Genomic DNA, 17,387 nt, shown 5'->3' with positions numbered 1-17,387 from the left:
TCCGGTCCGACCACACGACCAGACCGACCACACGAGCGGACACGAGCGGACCGACCCCGCCAGCGGGCCGACCGCACACGCCACAGCACATGGGACGTACGCCGAGCCAGTCGCCGGCGAAGAGGAGCAATCGTGGATTTCGGATTCTCGCCGCGGGCGAGTGAACTCCAGGACCGTATGCGGTCGTTCATGGAGCAGCACGTCCTTCCTGCGGAGGCCGTCTACGACCGGCAGCTGGCCGAGGCGGACGACCCGCACGCGTTGCCGCCGGTGATGACCGAGCTGAAGGAGAAGGCGCGCGCCGAGGGCCTGTGGAACCTCTTCATGGCGCACGGCGACTGGGGCGCGGGACTCACCAACCTCGAGTACGCGCCGCTCATGGAGCTGGCGGGCCGCTCGATCATCGGCCCCGAGGTGTTCAACTGCTCGGCGCCCGACACCGGCAACATGGAGCTGCTCGCGCTGTACGGCACGCCCGAGCAGCAGGAACGCTGGCTGCGGCCCCTGCTGGAGGCCGAGATCCGCTCCTGCTTCGCGATGACCGAACCCGAGGTGGCCAGCTCCGACGCCCGCAACATCCAGACCCGCATCACCCGCGACGGCGACCACTACGTCGTCAACGGCCGCAAGTGGTACACCTCCGGGATCCTCGACCCCGACTGCAAGCTGATCATCCTGATGGGCAAGACAGACCCCGAGGCGCCCACCTACCGGCAGCAGAGCATGCTGCTCATCCCCCGTGACACCCCGGGCGTCACGGTCCTGCGCGACCTGCCCATGTTCGGCTACACCGACCGGTGCGGGCACGGTGAGGTGCTCTTCGAGAACGTGCGCGTACCGGTGGACAACATCCTCGGCGGCGAGGGGGAGGGCTTCGCACTCGCCCAGGGGCGGCTCGGCCCCGGACGCATGCACTACGCGATGCGCGCCGTCGGCTTCGCCGAGCGCGCCCTGCAGCTGATGTGCGAACGCGCCACCGAGCGCGTCGCCTTCGGCGGGCCGCTCGCCGACCGGGGCGTGGTGCGCGAGTGGATCGCCCGCAGCCGTATCGAGATCGAGCAGCTGCGCCTCCTCGTTCTCAAGTCGGCCTGGCTGATGGACACCGTCGGCAACGCCGCCGCCCGTATGGAGGTCGCCGCGATCAAGGTGGCGGCGCTGGAGGTCGCTCACAAGGTCGTCGACCGCGCGGTGCAGGCGCACGGCGCGGCGGGGGTCAGCGACGACACCGTACTGGCCCGGTTGTACGCCATCACGCGGGCGCTGCGCATCGCCGACGGCCCCGACGAGGTGCATCTGCGCACGGTGGCCCGCCAGGAGCTCGCCAAGTACAAGAAGAACGACCCTACGACCAAGCACCGGACGACCGACACGAAGGCAGGGGCAGCGTGAGCGCCAACACCCTCGACGGCAAGGTCGCCGTCATCACCGGCGGATCCCGCGGCATCGGCCTCGGCATCGCCGCCGCCTACCGAGCGGCGGGCGCGCACGTCGTGATCGCCGCCCGCAAGGCGGCCGGACTCGCCGAGGCGCGCGAGGAGTTGCTGCGCGTCAAGGGCGACGGCGACATCCACACGGTCGTGGCCAACGCCGGCGAACCCGACCAGGCCGAGGCCTGCATCGACGAGACCATGACCCGTTTCGGCCAGGTCGACATCCTGGTCAACAACGCGGCGACCAACCCCTACAACGGCGATCTGCTCGACCTGGACCTGCCGCGCGCGGAGAAGACCGTCCGCGTCAACCAGTACGGCATGATCGCCTGGACCCGCGGTGCCTGGCGGGCGTGGATGGCCGAGCACGGGGGAGCGGTGATCAACATCGCCTCCGTCGGCGGTCTGATCGTCGACCCGCACATCGGCTACTACAACGCCACCAAGGCCGCCATGCTCCATATGACCCGGCAGCTCGCCTACGAACTCGGGCCGCGGGCACGGGTGAACGCCATTGCCCCGGGGCTGATCAAGACCGAACTGGCGCGTGCGGTGTGGGAGGTCCGTGAGCCCATCCTCACCGCCAAGCTGCCGATGCGGCGCCTCGGCACGGTGGAGGACGTGGCGAACGCCGCGCTGTTCCTGGCCTCCGACGCCTCCTCCTGGATGACCGGCCAGACGCTGGTGCTCGACGGCGGCGCGACCGCCCTGCCGATCGGGGTGGACGAGTGAGCGCGCCTCGACCCGCCTCCGAGCTGTTCTCGCTGAAGGGCCGGACGGCGATCGTCACCGGCGCCTCCGCCGGGCTCGGCGCACGCTTCGCAGCTGTCCTCGCACAGGCCGGCGCCACCGTGTTCGCCGCGGCGCGCCGCATCGACCGGCTGAAGGAACTCGCCGACTCCGACGCGCGTATCCACCCGGTCGCCTGTGACGTCTCGCTGGAGGCCGATCGCACGAGGCTGGCCGATACGGCCCTGACCACCACCGGCCGCATAGACATCCTGGTCAACAACGCGGCCACCTCCGGCGAGACACGTGCCGAGGACGAGTCCTCGGACGCCTTCGCCGACGTGCTCGGCGTCAACCTCACCGCACCCTTCCACCTCGCCCGGCTCACCGCCGAGGCACCCGCCCCCGCCGAGGCCCCCGCCTCGGGCAAGAGCATCATCAACGTCTCCTCCATCCTCGGCCTGGTCTCCGCCGCCCCCCTCGGCGGCGCGAGCTACTCCGCCTCCAAGGCCGGACTGATCGGGCTGACCCGTGAGTTGGCCGGTCAGTGGGGGCGCGGCGGAACCCGGGTCAACGCACTCGCCCCGGGCTGGTTCCGCACCGAGATGACCGCGGACCTCTTCGGCGACGAGCGCTCCAGCCGCTGGGTCGAGCGCAACACCCTGCTGCGGCGCGGCGGCGACGGCCACGAGCTCGACGGTGCCCTGCTGTACCTCGCCTCGGACGCCTCCTCGTACTGCACCGGACAGGTCCTGACCGTCGACGGCGGATGGACGGCGCGATGAGCGTGGGCCTCGAGATCCAGGACGGCGGCCTCGCTCGCGTCACCCTGCGCCGGGGCGCGGCGGGCAACGCCATCGACCTGGAGACGGCGCGCGGACTGCTGGACGCGGCACGGGTCTGCGAGCGCGAAGCCGTCCGGGCCGTGCTGCTCACCGGCGAGGGGAAGTCCTTCTGTGTCGGCGGCGACCTGAGGGAGTTCTCCCGGCTCTCCGGTGAGGCGCTGGAGAAGCACCTCATCGCGGTCACCGACGCGCTGCACGACGCCTTGCGTATGTTCGCCGCGCTCGACGCGCCCATGGTGGCCGCCGTGCAGGGAGCCGTGGCGGGGGCGGGCATCGGCCTGGCCGCGGCCGCCGATGTGACCCTCGCCGCCGACAACGCCTCGTTCACCGCCGCCTACACCGGCATCGGCTACTCCCCGGACGCCGGAGTGAGCTGGTCGCTGCCCCGCCTCATCGGACCCAAGCGGGCCCTGGACCTGCTGCTGACGAACCGGCGGATACCGGCCACGGAAGCCGCGTCCATCGGACTGGTCAGCCGGGTCGTCGCAACCGACCAACTGGCCGCCGAGGCCGCGCAGACGGCCGAGGCTCTGCGTCGCGGCCCCACCGCCGCCTTCGGCGCCACCCGCCGGCTCGTCGCCTCCGGTCTGACCTCGGACCGCGGCCCGCACCTCGACCGGGAGGCCCGTGCGCTGGCCGCCGCGGCGGCCTCCGACGAGGGGCATGAGGGCGTCGCCGCCTTCCTCGGAAAGCGGGCGCCCGAGTTCACGCGCTTTTCGCCCAGGACCTGATCCCGTACCCCGAACCCATGGAGCCCACCGTGTCGGAAGCATTCATCGTCGGAGCCGTCCGCACCCCGGTCGGCCGCCGCAAGGGCACGCTCAGCAGCGTGCACCCCGCCGATCTCGGCGCACATGTGCTGCGCGCCCTGCTGGAGCGCACGGGCGTCGACCCCGGCGCCGTCGACGACGTGTACTTCGGCTGCGTCAGCCAGATCGGCGCACAGACCGGAAACCTCGCACGCACCGCATGGCTGTCGGCAGGACTGCCCCAGCACGTACCCGGCACCACCATCGACCGGCAGTGCGGCTCCTCCCAGCAGGCCGTGCACTTCGCCGCCCAGGCGGTCGGCTCCGGTGCGGCCGACCTGGTGGTCGCCGGTGGCGTCGAGGTGATGAGCCTGGTGCCCATCGCCAGCCCGATGTTCGTCGGCGAACAGGCCGGTATGGGCAGTCCGTACGCGGGGGACGGCTGGCGCGAGCACTTCGGTGAGCAGGAGGTCTCGCAGTTCCGGGGGGCCGAGCTGATCGCCGAGAAGTGGGGCATCTCCCGCGAGGGCATGGAGCGGTTCGCGCTCGGCAGCCACCAGCGGGCCCTCGCCGCTCAGGCCGACGGCGCCTTCGACGACGAGATCGCCCCGGCCTTCGGGCTCACGGCCGACGAGGGCCCGCGCGCCGACACCACGCTGGAGAAGATGGCAGGCCTGAAGACGCTCACCGAGGACGGCCGGCTGACCGCCGCCGTCTCCAGTCAGATCTCCGACGGCGCCGCCGCCCTGCTGATCGCCTCCGAGGAGGCGGTACGTCGCCACGGTCTGACCCCGCTCGCGCGCGTGCACACCATGGCCGTGGTCGGCTCCGACCCGATCCACATGCTGACCGGTCCGATCCCCGCCACCGAGAAGGTCCTCGACAAGGCCGGTCTTTCGATCGACCAGATCGACCTGGTCGAGATCAACGAGGCCTTCGCCTCGGTCGTCCTCGCCTGGCAGAAGGAGATCGGCGCCGCTCGGGAGCGGGTCAACGCCTTCGGCGGCGCCATCGCGCTCGGACATCCGCTCGGCGCCACGGGTGCCCGGCTCATGACCACGCTCGTTCACCAGCTGCGCAGGACCGGTGGGCGCTACGGTCTGCAGACGATGTGTGAGGGCGGCGGCATGGCCAACGCGACCGTGCTCGAAAGTCTCTGACGCGTCTCTGTCGCATCCGATTGGCAACTGAGTTCAACTCGGGTTTACTCTCGGGTATGGACACGCTCAGTGACGGCCAGGAGAGAGGTCATGACGAGGATCGTTGAACCGGAGGCGGGACCGCGGTCCAAGCGTGCGGCCATTCTCACGGCCGCCGTGGACTGCTTCGGCGAGGCCGGTTTCGAGGCCACCAAGTGGTCCACCGTGGCGGAGCGGGTCGGCATCGGGCAAACCGCCCTTTACCACTACTTCGAGTCGAAGACCCACTGTCTGCTGACCATCATGCGGCTCGAACTGCAGCGCTCGCACGACCGGTTTGTCGAGGCGACGAAGGACACCGAGGAACCGGTCGAGGCGCTGCGGGTGGCGGTGCGCGCGGCGTACGACGTCTCCCCGCAGGAGGTCCTGCAGATGCGCATTCTGCAGAACCACATGGACCTGCTCTCCGGAGCGCGCCGGTCCAAGCGCGAGGAGGCCGAGCGGGTCGCGGCCCGCCAGCTGGTCCAGGTCGTCGAGAGGGACTGGACGAACCTGCTGGTGAAGGGCATGTCCCAGGGCGCCTTTCCACTGCGGGACGCGCAGCTGCTGGGTGCGAGTGTGCTCGGTCTGATCGTCAGCGTGTGGCGGTGGTACCGGCCGTCCGGACCGACGCCGCTTTCGGAGATCAGTGAGCTGGTCGAGGGCGCCTGTGTGCGGATGGTCGCCTCCTGACGCGCTGAGCGGAGCTGTACTTCGCGGCCCCCTGACGGACGGTTGTCCGTCAGGGGGCCGCTCTGTTGCCCCGTGCGACTTCGCAGTGATCGAGAACGTAACCAGCCATTGCCAGGTGTGTTTCCCCAGGATTAAAATCCGAACTGAATTGAACTTAACTCAGGTTGATCTGAGGAGGGGTCATGCGACGACGCACGACACGCGCGATCTTCGCCGCACTCGCCGCCGTGCTCGCCTTGGTGGCGAGTGCCTGCGGCACCGGAGGCCCCTCGGCGGCAGGGGACGACAAGGTCATCAAAATCGGTGCGTGGCTACCGCTCACTGGAGCACAGGCCACTTTCGGGGTTCCCGAGAGGGCGGGTGTCGAGGCGTACTTCAAGTCCGTCAACGCACAGGGCGGGATCAACGGCCGCAGGATCAAGTGGATCGCCAAGGACAGCGCCGCCGACCCGCAGCAGACGGTCCAGATCGCCCGTCGGCTCGTCGACCAGGACGGGGTCGTGGCCATCGTCGCCGCGAACGGCACGTCCCAGACCCAGGCCACGTTCCCCTTCGTGCTCGAGCAGTCGAAGGTGCCGATCCTCAACACGCTCGGCGGAGACGCGTCCTGGTACCAGCCGGCCCGCGACGGACTGTTCGGGCTGCAGACCCTGTACGAGGACCAGGCGGCCGCGCTGGGGGACTGGGTGGTGCGCGACGGAGCGAAGAAGGTGCTGGTCGTGCACAGCGACCCGGCGGCTTTCGTGAACGTCGCCAAGCAGGTCCGCCCCGCTGCCCGCAACGCCGATCCGTCCGTCCAGGTGAAACGCCTGAAGGTCAAGCTCGCGACCACCGACTACAGCCCGGTGATCAGCAAGGTGAAGGCCCAGCGGCCCGACGCCGTCGTCCTGATCCTGCAAGCCTCGGAAGCCGCGGCCTACCTGAAGGAAGCCAAACTGCAAGGACTGGACGCCCCCACGTACGGCTACGCACCCGTGGCGGCACAGTCCACGCTGACGCTGGCCGGCAAGGCGGCCGAAGGCCTCAAGTCGGTGCAGCTGGTCAAGTCGCCGAACGACGACGACCTGGCCATCAAGGAGTTCCGCAGGGCGATGGCGAAGTACGAGCCCGAACAGCCCGCCGACTTCATCACCTTGTGGGGCTGGGAAGCGGCCAAGGCGTTCGTGGAGGTCGCAGAGACCATCGACGGGCCGGTCACCGCCGCGTCGCTGACCCGGGCCTACCAGAACGCGCGCGACGTGGACACGGGCGTGGGGCCGGTGCTCACCTACTCCGCCGACCGTCACCTGGGCACCCGCGACGTACAGAAGATCGTGGCCAGGAACGGCCGTTGGGAGTCGCTGGGTGACTTCTTCACCCCGCCCGCCCGCGACTGACATCGCCCATTGCCCACGACCGGCATCCGCCCGGTCAGCCGCCGCGCCGGACATCCGCCCGGCTCGCCGGCAGCCCGTCCGACCAGTGAAAGGACCGCCCATGGCCAGCGTGTTGCGCGACTACATGGCACGTATGGACAGCGACCACCCGGAGCAGGCGCTCGAACTCCTCGTACCGGACTTCCGTTTCCACATCGCACTGCCGGGCCGCGAGGCGACGGGATGGTCCAAGGACGAGTTCGCCGACTACATCGCGGGCCGCAACGCCTTCGAGAGGGTGCACGACATCCTCCGGCACAGCCGCGACGGCGATCTGGAGACCGTGTACGGAGTGGTGAGGGAGTCCGGGAAGGCCGTCGGGTCCTTCCTGTCGGCCGCCGTTGTCACCCCCGACGGGCAGATGGCGCGCTACCAGTCGTACTTCACCACGACGTACGACCTCATCGACCAGCCGGAGTAGCCGCGCCGCGCATACGCCCATCACACCATTCACCGGGAGCCGATATGACTGACACATCCACCGCCGCCGCCCCCGCCCCCTTCCTCACCGCATGGTTCGAGATCCTCGACAGTGACGAGCCGAACAGGATCCTCGACCTGATCAGCGACGATTTCTCGCTCTCCATCCTGTTCTCCACCGGCGACGGCAAAGCGACCGACTTCGCCGGGGACCGCGCCGCGCTCGTCGGCTATCTCGAACAGCGCGAGAGGGGCACCCGCACCCATCATCTGCTCTCCGCGACCACCCTCGGCCAGGACGAACTCTTCCTCGGGGAGGTGCGGCGCGCAGGCGTTCCCGAGGCGAGTTTCGTCGCTGCCGGGCGGGTGGACGAAAACGGCCGGCTGAAGCGTCTGCTGATCGGCCGGTCGTCCGAGATCCGCTTCGACTGAACACGTTCCGTTGCACATCACCACGTACGGAGGAGAGTCATGTACAACCTCGTTCTGCTGGCAGCCCGGCCCCCGGAGTGGACGCACGAGCAGTTCATCGACTGGTGGCGCGGCGACCACGCGGAGCTGACCTACCGCCTGCCAGGGCTTCGCGCCTGGCGGCACACCGCGATCGACCAGGCCCTGGAAAAGCGCTCCGAGGGCTGGGACGGGATCTCCGTGCTGGGCTTCGATTCCCCGGAGGACCTGAAGAAGGCCCTTTCGAGCCCGGAGTGGGCCGAAGCGGTCGCACAGGTCGGGGACATGAAGGGCCGCCGCATCGCGGTGATGGGCCACGAGGCGGAGATGTTCACGGCCTGACACGGCCGAATCGACCGGTCCCCGTGTCATCGGTACGGCCGTCGGTGCGGCCATCGGCACGGGATGCACATCAGCCTCAGCACGGCGATCGGCTCAGCCGTTCACAGCAGGTTCAGTACAGGGTTCAGTACGGAGTTCGGCACAGCGGAGCGAGGAAGCGGGATGCGACAGGTAGTGCGGGAGTTCCAACGAAGGGCCGAGCAGGCGGACTTCGTCGCCGTCATCGACGACGCGGGCAGCCATACCGCGCGCGAGTTGCTCGCCGAGGCGACCCGGATGGCCGAGGTGATGTTCCCCGAAGCGGCCGACGGCGCAGGCGGAACCGTCATGCTCCAGGCCGACAACTCATGGCGTACCGTCGCCGGCAGCCTCGCCGTGGGCCTGAGCGGCGGGACCCTCGCGGTGGTCAACCGGCACACCACACGCGCCGAGTTCGCCGCGGCCTTCGAGGACATCCGGCCGGACGCCGTCGTCGCCGAGCCCTCGGCGATGGACGAGTGGGCGGTGCCCGAGCTGCTGCCGGGCCGGGCGAACGGCACGGTGCTCGACGGTTGGACCTGTCAGTCCGCGCCCGAGCGGAGTGAGGGGGCGCGCTGGTCGGGTGGCGTACTCATCGGACTGACCTCCGGGTCGACCGGGCGGCCCAAGGGCGTCGTGCAGTCCGAGGAGGCCCTGCGCTACGCCGGCGAGCGAACCATCGAGATCAATGGCCTGAACCGCGGCGACGCGGTGGCCGCGATCGTCCCGCTGTCCTCGACGGCCGCGTACTGCTTCGGCGTCTACCTCTCGCTTCTGCTGGGCGGTCCACTTGTTCTGACGGGGAAGTGGGACCGGGCCGTCGCGCTGCGGCGGATGGCTGACACCGAGGTCCGCTGGACCATGTGCGTACCGACGATGGCGCTGCAGATGGGCGCGGAGGCAGCCGGCTCGGGCATCCTCGCGGGAGTCCACGCGATCACCGTGGGCGGCGGCCCGATGGACCGCGGCGCCCTGGCGCGCGCCGAACAGTCCCTGGGAACCAAGATCCTCCGCGTCTTCGGCATGTCGGAGTGCCTCGGCCACACCTCGCCCAGCCCCGACGACCCGGAGGAGACACGGCTCGGCAGGGACGGCCGCCCGTTCCCCGGCACGGACCTCCGCGCGCTCGCCCCCGACGGATCCGAAGCCGGACCGGGCGTGCCCGGCGCGGCGCAGGTACGGGGCCCCTCCCTCTTCCTCGGCTACGCCCGCGACGGCAGGGTCGAGCCGCCGGCGCTGACGGCGGACGGCTACTTCCCCACCGGCGACCTGCTGATGACCCACGAGGACGGCACCATCAGCATCATGGGCCGCGAGAAGGACGTCATCATCCGCGGCGGCCGCAACATCGACATCACCGAGATAGAGCGGGCGGTCGCCAGCTATCCACGCGTGGCCAGGGCCTGCGTCGCGGCCGTCTCGGACGAGTTGCTCGGCGAACGTGTCGCGCTGCTGGTCGTCACCGAGGACGGCGGCGGTATCGACCTGGCGGAGGTCACCGGCCATCTGGAGAGCGTCGGGCTGTCCAAGGCCAAGTGGCCCGAATTCGTGTACGACATCGAGGAGTTGCCCCAGACCAAGGTCGGCAAGCTCGACCGGTCCGGGGCTCGCGATCTGGTCCACCGGCTGCGCGCTCGCACTCCCGACCCGGCCTGATCCCAGGGCACAGACGCAGGGCGCCCCCGCGGGCCGCACGCACGCGTGCCCCTCGCGGCCCGAACCACCGTGGCACATCAGCCAGCAAGGGAGAGTCATGACAGCGCGGTTCGATCAGGGCCCATGGGCCGCAGCCGGAGTCCAGACCGTGCAACCGGGGGTGCACCGCGTTCCCCTGCCGCTGCCCAACGATGGACTGCACGCCGTCAATGTCTATCTGCTGGAGGACCTGGCGGACGACGACGGCGTCGTCATGATCGACGGCGGCTGGGCGATTCCCGAGGCGCGCAAGGCACTCGAGGAAGCCATGGCCGCCATCGGCCGCGACCTCGGCGACATCAGCCACATCCTGGTCACCCACATCCACCGCGACCACTACACGAACGCCGTCGAGCTGCGCCGGCTGCTGGGCTCGCGCGTCTACCTCGGCGCGGGCGAACGGCCGGGCCTGGAAATGCTCGACCGGCTGCGCAGCGACGAACCCGCCGGGCCACTGGAGACGCTGCGCAGGGCGGGCGCGGGTGAACTGGCCGACCGTATCCAGGCGATGGACCACGGCGGCTACGATCCCACTGTCTGGGAGGCTCCCGATCGCTGGCTGGGAGCCGAGACCCTTCGCTTCGGCGACAGTGAGCTGCGCGTCGTACCGACGCCCGGACACACCAAGGGGCACGTGGTCTTTCTGGACGAACAGCGCGGACTGCTGTTCTCCGGGGACCATGTCCTGCCGCACATCACCCCGTCCATCGGCTTCGAACTGGCCGAACCCGGCGGACGGCCACTCGCCGACTATCTGGACTCGCTACGGCTCATGACCCGGTACGCCGACACCCGCCTGCTGCCCGCGCACGGGCCGGTCGCCGACAGCGCGCACACCCGAGTCGCCGAGCTGCTCACGCACCACGACAACCGGCTGGCCCAGAGCCTGACGGCGCTGGGTGAGGGCACACTCGACGCCCACGCGGTCGCGCGCAAGCTGGGCTGGACACGCCGTGAAGTGCCGTTCGGCGAGCTCAGCGCCTTCAACCAGATGCTCGCGGTCAACGAGACGGCCGCACACCTGGACGTCCTGGTGCTGCGGGGACGAGTCACGGTGGCGTTCGCGGGCGGGGTGAACCAGTACACGCGCGTGCGGTGACACCGCACATACAGACGAAACGTGTGGTGTCACCACACATACAGGCAAAACATGCGGTGACACCGCGCAGACAGACAGAAAAAGGGGGGCGCGGCCATCGCCGCGCCCCCCTCCTGTCAGCGCGCCGTCCAGCCCCCGTCCACGTACAACTCGGATCCGGTGACGAAGCTCGCGTCCTGCGAAGCGAGGAACGCCACCGCCCCCGCCACCTCGTCGGGCCTGCCCAGCCGTGCCATGGGGGTGCCCTCGACCATCGCCGTGTGCCGGGGCGTGCCGCGCCACAGTTCGCGAGACAGGGGCGTCTCGATGAAGCCGGGGTGGATCGAGTTGACGCGGACGCCGCGTGTCGCCCAGTGCAGTGCGGCGTTCTTCGTCATCAGCCGGACCGCGCCTTTCGCGGCGTGGTACGAGAACTGGCCGCCGAAGCCGCCGACCGTACCGAAGATCGAGGCGATGTTGACGATCGAGCCGCCACCGGAGCGCTCGATCGCGGGACCGCCGTGCTTCATGCCGAGCCAGACACCGGTCTGGGTGACCGAGATGACCTTGTCCCAGGACTCCTGGGTCTCCGTCTCCACGGTCCTCATCTCGGCGATGCCCGCGTTGTTGACGAGCACCGACAGGCCACCCAGCTCGGCGACCGCCCGCTCCACCGCGCCGCGCCACGCCTCCTCGTCGCTGACGTCGAGTGCGAGACCCAGCGCGCGCGCCCCGTCGGCCGTCAGCTCTTTCGCCAGCTCCTCGCAGCGGCCGGCGTCCACATCGGTCACCACCACTGCGGCGCCCTCGGCGGCCAGTCGGCGCGTGACGGCGTCTCCTATACCACCGGTCGCGCCGGTGACCAGGGCGATCTGTCCGGACAGTCGGTCTCGCACACGCTCTCCTTCGTTCAGTGGGCCGGTGGTCACGGTGTCGGTGTTCATGCCAGCAGCTCCAAGCCCGAGCGCAGCAACGCCGGTACCGCGGAGCCGACGCGCTCGAAGCCGGTGCCGACCGTCTTTCCGGCGAGGTAGCGGGCATGGATGCCCTCGGCGATGACGGCGAGCTTGAAGCAGCCCAGCGCCTGGTACCAGGCCAGGGCCGCGATGTCCCGGCCGGACTTCGCGGCGTACCGCTCGGCCAGTTCGCGGCCCGAGGGAAATCCGGGGTTGGCCGTCGGGACGTGACGCGCGCCGAGCACCGGTTCACAGGTCGGATCCCAGTACATGAGCAGCATTCCAAGGTCGGCGAGAGGATCACCGAGCGTGGCCATCTCCCAGTCGACGATCGCCGCGATCCGCCCGAAGTCGCCGGGCGCCAGGAGGGTGTTGTCGAGGCGGTAGTCGCCGTGCACGATCGCGGGGGCGCCGCTCGCGGGCAGGGCGCGGGCGAGCCCCTCGTGCAGCTCGCCGAGCTCGGGCAGCGCCCGGGTGGCGACCTTGTCCCACTGCCCGCGCCACCGTCGCACCTGGCGTTCCAGATAGCCGTCGGGGCGGCCGAACTCGCCGAGCCCGACGTCGGCGGCCTCGACCGAGTGCAGTGCCACCAGGGTGTCCACGAGCGCTTCGGCGGCGCGCCGGGCGTCGGCCGGCGACAGTGCGGCGGCCTCGTCGCCGTCGCGCAGCACCGCGCCCTCCACGAAGCCGACGACGCAGAAGGGCGCGCCGATCACCTCGGCGTCCGTGCAGGACAGCACGGCCGGCGCGACGGGCACGCCGGTGCCGCCGAGCGCCGCGACGACGCGGTACTCACGGTCCATGTCGTGCGCGGTGGGCGTCAGCACTCCCAACGGCGGTCGGCGCAGTACCCACCGGTGCGTCCCGTCGGTCACGGTGTAGGTGAGATTGGAGCGCCCGCCGTGCAGCGGCTCGATCCTCAAAGGGCCCGCGCACTCGGGTACGTGGCGCTCGAAGTAGCGCTGCAGCGCGGGTACATCGACGCCGACGACGGTCGTCTGGGATGTGGTCACTGTGCGGCCCTGCGCTCTCGCGCCGCCCGCACCGCGCGCTTGGCGATCGCCCAGCGGTGGGTCTCGGAAGGGCCGTCGTAGATACGGAAGGGCCGCACCTCGCGATACAGGCGCGACAGCGGGGCGTCTCCCGAGATGCCGAGCGCGCCGCACACCTGAACGGCCCGGTCGACGACTCGGTTCACCGCCTCGGACACGTACGTCTTGGCGATCGAGGTGTGCTGGGCGGCCGAGCGGCCCTGGTCAAGTTCCCAGCAGGCCCGCCACAGCACGGCCCGGCTGGTCTCGATGTCTATCTCGGAGTCGGCCAACAGTTGCTGCACCATGCCCAGTTCGGCCAGCGGCCTGCCGAAGGCGGAGCGGTCCGCCGCACGTTCGAGGGCGATGTCCTGCGCCCTGCGCGCCACCCCGAGCCAGCGCATGCAGTGGGTCATGCGCGCGGGTCCGAGGCGCACCTGCGCATACCTGAAGCCCTGGTCCACCTCGCCCAACACGGCGCTGTCGGCGACCTCGCAGCCCTCGAAGACGATCTCGCTGTGCCCACCGAACAGGCCCTGGTCCAGCGTGTCGATATTCCGGACGATCTTCATGCCCGGGTTGTCGGCGTCGACGAGGAACATCGTCGCTCCCCCCGCGTCGCCGGGGCCGCCACTGGTGCGGGCCATGCAGATGGCGAAGCCCGCACCGTCGGCTCCGCTGATGAACCACTTGCGGCCGTCGATGCGCCAGCCGCCCTCGATCCTCGTCGCGGCCGTGGCGAGCGCACGCGGATCGGATCCGGCGCCCGGCGCCGGCTCGGTCATGGCGAAGCAGGAGCGCACCTCACCGGTGGCCAGCGGGCCCAGATACCGCTTCTTCTGCTCCTCGGTCGCCACCACCTCGAGCAGGTGCATGTTGCCCTCGTCGGGCGCCGCGCAGTTGAGCGCCAGCGGCCCCAGCAGCGAGTACCCGGCGGCTTCGAACACCACCGCCTGCCCGCACAGGTCCAGCCCGAGCCCACCCCATTCCGTGCCGACATGCGGGGCGAACACTCCCGCCGCCCGGGCCGCCTCCTGCAGCCGCCGCCGCAGCGGCTCCGGCCCGGCATGGACGTTCCCGTCGCACGCCTGCTCCTCGGGTATCACCACATCTCGTACGAACTCCGTGGTGCGCCGCGCGATGCCGGCAACCCTCTCGTCGATCTCGAACCCGATGGACACGTTCACTCCCGAGTTTGGCTAATGAGCATTAGCCATCACAGGGGTGAGGGAGGTGCTGTGTCAAGGGGCTGGGCTATAGTGTCCAGTCCGTAGAGATGGAATCAGCTAATCATCGGTAGCTTCAGGGGTGGGTGTGAGCGCAGACCAGGGCGGGCCGTACGAGCGGGCGCACCGGCCGGGCCGACCGGAGGGCGCACCCACGGCCGACCGACGGTCGGCCATCCGGCAGGCCGCGCTGCGGCTGTTCGCCGCGCAGGGCTACCGGTCCACCACCATGGCCGACATCGGAGCCGCCGTCGGCATCCGCGGCCCGAGCCTCTACAAACACGTGGCTTCCAAGCACGAGTTGCTGGCCGAGATCATGATCGGCACGATGGAGCAGCTCATCGCGGACAACGCGGCGGCCGTCGCCGGCGCCGACGATGTGCGCGAGCAGCTGCGCCGCTCGGTGGAGGCGCACATTCGCTACCACGCGCGCCACCGTCTCGAGGCCTTCGTGGGAAACCGCGAAATCGGCAGCCTGGAACAGCCCGATCAGGACCGGGTGCTCAGCCGGCGCAGCGACTACGAGCGCCGCTTCCGTGAACTCATCGAGCGGGGGGCGGCCGAGGGCGCCTTCGACGTGCAGTCGGCCAGAATCGCCTCGTACTCGATCCTCGACATGGGCATGGGTGTGGCCAGCTGGTTCCATGAGGGCGGCGAGTTCTCCGTCGACCGACTCGCCTATCAGTACGGCGACATCGCGCTGCGCATCGTGGGAACGCGGCGGCCGGGTGTCGCGCGCGAGACGGGTGGCGCGGAGTTCGCCTGAAGAGACCGTCAGCGGCGTCGAACTCAGGATCCGCTTCCTGCGCGCCAACGAACGCCACCACACCAACGACAAGGAACTGTCCTACTACGCCCGCACCCCATCGGGCTTCGAGTGGGAGGTCGGCTGGAACCCCCTCGTCATCGACGAGACCACCTGGCAGCCCACCACCCACCAGGGCATCAGCATCTGGGGCCACACCCCCGTCGGCCAGACCATCATCGACAAACTCGACCAGTTCCGGACCGGCGCGTGTTCCCTCACCCGCCCGGAAGACACCGTCCCCGCCCTCAGCGGCACCGGCATCCCCGACCAGTGACGGTGGTCCGGGCCGGACCGGTCCCTCCACCGGTCCGGCCCGCCGTGGCGCACGCCGCCTCAGGTGGTGGCGACAGCGGTGGTGGCGGCGTCGGTGTCGGTGGCGCGCGCCGCGGCCAGGCCGAGGGCGATGTCGGTGATCATGTCCTCCTGGCCGCGGACCAGGTGTCGGGTCCGGCCTGCGAAGAACACGAGGCCGCCGTGGGAGTCAGCCGCATTGCCGCCCCCGTCTTCGACGGAGCCGGTGGTGGTGGCTCTGTCGGTCGCCGTCACCCGTGGTCCTTCTTCACGGTTCCTCCTGGAGCCGGGCGGTGGCGACTGCCGGTTCGCGGGCCGGGACGTGTGCCGGTCAGGACGCCGACAGGCCCACGTGTGCCAGCGCCTGCCTCAGCAGGAAGCCGTGGCCGCCCGGCATCTCGCTCTGCACCGCCGGTGACACCGCCTCCTGGGGACTGAACCAGACCAGGTCGAGGGCGTCCTGGCGGGGGCGGCAATCGCCGCTCACCGGGACGATGTAGGCGAGGGACACCGCGTGCTGGCGGGGGTCGTGGTACGGCGTGATGCCCTGCGTCGGGAAGTACTCGGCGACCGTGAAGGGCTGCAGCGACGTCGGTACCCGGGGCAGTGCCACCGGGCCGAGGTCCTTCTCCAGGTGGCGCAGGAGGGCGTCGCGGACGCGCTCGTGGTGCAGGACCCGGCCGGAGACCAGAGTGCGGCTGACGTTCCCGTCCGGCCCGATGCGCAGCAGCAGTCCGATGCTGGTGACTTCTCCGCTGTCGTCGACGCGGACGGGCACGGCCTCGACGTACAGGATCGGCATGCGGGCACGCGCCTGTTCGAGGTCGTCGGAACTCAGCCAACCGGGCGTGGTTTCGGTCATGTCAGACATTGCTTGATCATACTTTCAGTGGCTGTCGGAAAGCCGGTAGACCCGGCGGGCGTTGTCCGCTCCCGCCCACCGCGCGAACCGCAGCGCGTCGGGCAGGCTCAGTTCGTCGGCGTCCACCCGGCCCTGGAGCAGCTCGGCCAGGCCTCGGCGGAACGCCAGCGCGCCGAGCCAGTAGAACTCGGCCACACCGTAGGCGTCCGAGCTGTACAGCAGTTTGCGCGGCGGTGTGATCTCCAGCGCCTCCTCCAGGACCGCCCGCGCCCGGGCCGGTCCGACGTGGTGGAGGGTGAGGCCCACGTCCAGGTACACCTGCTCGAACACCGCGGCCAGGTAGCCGGCCTGGCGCTGGTAGGGCCAGCAGTGCAGGAGCAGCACCGGGATGGTGCCGGAGGTCAGGTGGAGCCAGTCGGTCAGCTGGGTGGGGTCCACCTTGTGCATCCGGATGTCGTTGTCGCCGAAGCCGGTGTGCAGCTGGAGGGGGAGGCCGAGGTCGACGGCGGTCCAGAGCAGGTGCCGGACGAGGACGGGGTCGGCCAGCCGGCCACCCCGCACCGACCAACGACGGGCCGCGTCCCTGACCTCCGTGGCCGCGGGCCGCGCGGGGTCCAGGTCGAAACCCGTGCGGTACGCGGCCACCGACTTCACCGCCACCACGCCCGGGCGCCGCACGGCCACCTCCGCGGCCGCCCGGAACGCCTCCGCGTACCTGTCCGGCTCCACCCCCCTCGCCGCCACGGCCTCGGCGACGCTCTCCAGCCGTACGACCTCGTACGCGACCGCGCCGGCACCCGCGGACCCGGCGAGCTGGGCCGGCGTGGTGAGGGGGTGGGGGGCGAAGCCCGTGTCGACGCAGAACACGTCCGTGCGCGCGGCCGTCAGGAAACGGCGGTTCACCTCGTGCGCGCCCAGCTCGGACCGGCGTCGCAGGTACGCCTCGGCGGGGGCGTGCCGCGGCAGGTCCAGCAGGGGTGCGCAGTGGCGGCGTACGGCCACGCCGACGGGGGTGTCGAAGGGGGTGATGCCGGGCCACGCCGCGCCCTCGGTGAGCAGTGACTCGAAGACGGCCGGGGCCGGGTCCGCGGTGACCACGCCATGGCAGTGATGGTCCGTCAGCGGCAGGGCGGTGAGTGCCTCGTGGACCGGGCCTGCGGACGCGCTCATG

The 17,387-nt window shown here is 70.5% G+C and carries 19 protein-coding genes and 1 pseudogene; 14 read left to right on the top strand and 6 right to left on the bottom strand.

What is annotated here, in order from left to right:
- The first annotated feature begins 132 nt into the window (after nucleotides 1–132).
- The 12 genes from ACFY16_RS16575 to ACFY16_RS16520 all read left to right on the top strand — a co-directional run bounded on the left by ACFY16_RS16575 (nucleotide 133) and on the right by ACFY16_RS16520 (nucleotide 11,063).
- The gene (locus ACFY16_RS16575) at nucleotides 133–1,389 is read left to right on the top strand and encodes an acyl-CoA dehydrogenase family protein (RefSeq protein ID WP_390647828.1); all 1,257 of its coding nucleotides are present in this window, start codon (nucleotides 133–135) and stop codon (nucleotides 1,387–1,389) included.
- Entirely contained in the window at nucleotides 1,386–2,162 is a 777-nt protein-coding gene (locus ACFY16_RS16570; protein ID WP_390647827.1) for an SDR family oxidoreductase, read from the top strand. Before ACFY16_RS16575 ends, ACFY16_RS16570 begins: the two co-directional genes overlap by 4 nt.
- Nucleotides 2,159–2,944, top strand: a complete 786-nt coding sequence (locus tag ACFY16_RS16565; protein WP_390647826.1) for an SDR family NAD(P)-dependent oxidoreductase — start codon at nucleotides 2,159–2,161, stop codon at nucleotides 2,942–2,944. Before ACFY16_RS16570 ends, ACFY16_RS16565 begins: the two co-directional genes overlap by 4 nt.
- Nucleotides 2,941–3,735 carry an enoyl-CoA hydratase/isomerase family protein gene (locus ACFY16_RS16560; protein ID WP_390647825.1) on the top strand — a complete coding sequence of 265 codons (795 nt, stop codon included), beginning with the start codon at nucleotides 2,941–2,943 and terminating at the stop codon, nucleotides 3,733–3,735. Before ACFY16_RS16565 ends, ACFY16_RS16560 begins: the two co-directional genes overlap by 4 nt.
- A 29-nt stretch (nucleotides 3,736–3,764) precedes the next feature.
- Nucleotides 3,765–4,913, top strand: a complete 1,149-nt coding sequence (locus tag ACFY16_RS16555; protein WP_390647824.1) for an acetyl-CoA C-acetyltransferase — start codon at nucleotides 3,765–3,767, stop codon at nucleotides 4,911–4,913.
- Between the two features lie 90 nt (nucleotides 4,914–5,003).
- Nucleotides 5,004–5,624: a TetR/AcrR family transcriptional regulator gene (locus tag ACFY16_RS16550; protein ID WP_390647823.1), complete on the top strand. Its 621-nt coding sequence runs from the start codon at nucleotides 5,004–5,006 to the stop codon at nucleotides 5,622–5,624.
- 182 nt (nucleotides 5,625–5,806) lie between these two features.
- A complete protein-coding gene (locus tag ACFY16_RS16545; RefSeq protein WP_390647822.1) occupies nucleotides 5,807–7,000 on the top strand; it encodes an ABC transporter substrate-binding protein in 1,194 nt (397 codons plus the stop codon).
- Between the two features lie 100 nt (nucleotides 7,001–7,100).
- Nucleotides 7,101–7,460, top strand: a complete 360-nt coding sequence (locus ACFY16_RS16540) for a nuclear transport factor 2 family protein (RefSeq protein ID WP_390647821.1) — start codon at nucleotides 7,101–7,103, stop codon at nucleotides 7,458–7,460.
- A gap of 44 nt (nucleotides 7,461–7,504) precedes the next feature.
- Nucleotides 7,505–7,891 (top strand): hypothetical protein, encoded by a 387-nt coding sequence (locus ACFY16_RS16535; RefSeq protein ID WP_390647820.1) that lies wholly within the window; start codon nucleotides 7,505–7,507, stop codon nucleotides 7,889–7,891.
- Nucleotides 7,892–7,930: 39 nt separating this feature from the next.
- Nucleotides 7,931–8,251, top strand: coding sequence for an EthD domain-containing protein (locus ACFY16_RS16530; protein ID WP_390647819.1), 321 nt, complete (start codon nucleotides 7,931–7,933; stop codon nucleotides 8,249–8,251).
- A 162-nt stretch (nucleotides 8,252–8,413) separates the two neighbouring features.
- The gene (locus ACFY16_RS16525; protein WP_390647818.1) at nucleotides 8,414–9,925 is read left to right on the top strand and encodes a class I adenylate-forming enzyme family protein; all 1,512 of its coding nucleotides are present in this window, start codon (nucleotides 8,414–8,416) and stop codon (nucleotides 9,923–9,925) included.
- 97 nt (nucleotides 9,926–10,022) lie between these two features.
- Complete coding sequence (locus ACFY16_RS16520) at nucleotides 10,023–11,063, top strand: MBL fold metallo-hydrolase (RefSeq protein ID WP_390647817.1); 1,041 nt, start codon at nucleotides 10,023–10,025, stop codon at nucleotides 11,061–11,063.
- A 116-nt stretch (nucleotides 11,064–11,179) separates the two neighbouring features.
- Here the strand turns inward: ACFY16_RS16520 and ACFY16_RS16515 are convergent, their stop codons facing one another.
- The 3 genes from ACFY16_RS16515 to ACFY16_RS16505 are packed head-to-tail and all read right to left on the bottom strand — an operon-like array spanning nucleotide 11,180 to nucleotide 14,210.
- Complete coding sequence (locus ACFY16_RS16515; protein WP_390647816.1) at nucleotides 11,180–11,938, bottom strand: SDR family NAD(P)-dependent oxidoreductase; 759 nt, start codon at nucleotides 11,936–11,938, stop codon at nucleotides 11,180–11,182.
- A 44-nt stretch (nucleotides 11,939–11,982) separates the two neighbouring features.
- Nucleotides 11,983–13,011 (bottom strand): phosphotransferase family protein, encoded by a 1,029-nt coding sequence (locus ACFY16_RS16510; protein WP_390647815.1) that lies wholly within the window; start codon nucleotides 13,009–13,011, stop codon nucleotides 11,983–11,985.
- Nucleotides 13,008–14,210: an acyl-CoA dehydrogenase family protein gene (locus ACFY16_RS16505; RefSeq protein WP_390647814.1), complete on the bottom strand. Its 1,203-nt coding sequence runs from the start codon at nucleotides 14,208–14,210 to the stop codon at nucleotides 13,008–13,010. Before ACFY16_RS16505 ends, ACFY16_RS16510 begins: the two co-directional genes overlap by 4 nt.
- A gap of 133 nt (nucleotides 14,211–14,343) precedes the next feature.
- On the opposite strand from ACFY16_RS16505, the gene ACFY16_RS16500 reads away from it, so the two are divergent.
- Both ACFY16_RS16500 and ACFY16_RS16495 read left to right on the top strand, forming a co-directional pair.
- Nucleotides 14,344–15,021 (top strand): TetR/AcrR family transcriptional regulator, encoded by a 678-nt coding sequence (locus ACFY16_RS16500; RefSeq protein WP_390647813.1) that lies wholly within the window; start codon nucleotides 14,344–14,346, stop codon nucleotides 15,019–15,021.
- Nucleotides 15,020–15,337, top strand: a pseudogene (locus tag ACFY16_RS16495) (extradiol ring-cleavage dioxygenase); the annotation flags it as partial. The gene ACFY16_RS16500 and the pseudogene ACFY16_RS16495, both read left to right, overlap by 2 nt.
- 59 nt (nucleotides 15,338–15,396) lie before the next feature.
- On the opposite strand, the gene ACFY16_RS16490 reads toward ACFY16_RS16495, so the two are convergent.
- The 3 genes from ACFY16_RS16490 to ACFY16_RS16480 all read right to left on the bottom strand — a co-directional run bounded on the left by ACFY16_RS16490 (nucleotide 15,397) and on the right by ACFY16_RS16480 (nucleotide 17,386).
- A complete protein-coding gene (locus ACFY16_RS16490; RefSeq protein WP_390647812.1) occupies nucleotides 15,397–15,609 on the bottom strand; it encodes a hypothetical protein in 213 nt (70 codons plus the stop codon).
- 76 nt (nucleotides 15,610–15,685) lie between these two features.
- Nucleotides 15,686–16,216, bottom strand: coding sequence for an NUDIX hydrolase family protein (locus tag ACFY16_RS16485; RefSeq protein WP_351138158.1), 531 nt, complete (start codon nucleotides 16,214–16,216; stop codon nucleotides 15,686–15,688).
- A 24-nt stretch (nucleotides 16,217–16,240) separates the two neighbouring features.
- Complete coding sequence (locus tag ACFY16_RS16480) at nucleotides 16,241–17,386, bottom strand: amidohydrolase family protein (RefSeq protein ID WP_390647811.1); 1,146 nt, start codon at nucleotides 17,384–17,386, stop codon at nucleotides 16,241–16,243.
- Nucleotide 17,387: the final 1 nt, after the last annotated feature.

The sequence above is a fragment of the Streptomyces sp. NPDC001315 genome (assembly GCF_042896175.1).
Classification (GTDB): domain Bacteria; phylum Actinomycetota; class Actinomycetes; order Streptomycetales; family Streptomycetaceae; genus Streptomyces.
Note: the sequence above shows the minus strand (reverse complement) of the source record. Positions and strands in the feature narration are given on the sequence as shown.

Bases quoted from the DNA above. Each gene is read 5' to 3' on its own strand.
- ACFY16_RS16560 (WP_390647825.1), top strand. From the start codon at position 2,941: ATGAGCGTGGGCCTCGAGATCCAGGACGGCGGCCTCGCTCGCGTCACC.
- ACFY16_RS16550 (WP_390647823.1), top strand. From the start codon at position 5,004: ATGACGAGGATCGTTGAACCGGAGGCGGGACCGCGGTCCAAGCGTGCG.
- ACFY16_RS16545 (WP_390647822.1), top strand. From the start codon at position 5,807: ATGCGACGACGCACGACACGCGCGATCTTCGCCGCACTCGCCGCCGTG.
- ACFY16_RS16540 (WP_390647821.1), top strand. From the start codon at position 7,101: ATGGCCAGCGTGTTGCGCGACTACATGGCACGTATGGACAGCGACCAC.
- ACFY16_RS16535 (WP_390647820.1), top strand. From the start codon at position 7,505: ATGACTGACACATCCACCGCCGCCGCCCCCGCCCCCTTCCTCACCGCA.
- ACFY16_RS16530 (WP_390647819.1), top strand. From the start codon at position 7,931: ATGTACAACCTCGTTCTGCTGGCAGCCCGGCCCCCGGAGTGGACGCAC.
- ACFY16_RS16525 (WP_390647818.1), top strand. From the start codon at position 8,414: ATGCGACAGGTAGTGCGGGAGTTCCAACGAAGGGCCGAGCAGGCGGAC.
- ACFY16_RS16520 (WP_390647817.1), top strand. From the start codon at position 10,023: ATGACAGCGCGGTTCGATCAGGGCCCATGGGCCGCAGCCGGAGTCCAG.
- ACFY16_RS16485 (WP_351138158.1), bottom strand. From the start codon at position 16,216: ATGACCGAAACCACGCCCGGTTGGCTGAGTTCCGACGACCTCGAACAG.
- ACFY16_RS16480 (WP_390647811.1), bottom strand. From the start codon at position 17,386: ATGAGCGCGTCCGCAGGCCCGGTCCACGAGGCACTCACCGCCCTGCCG.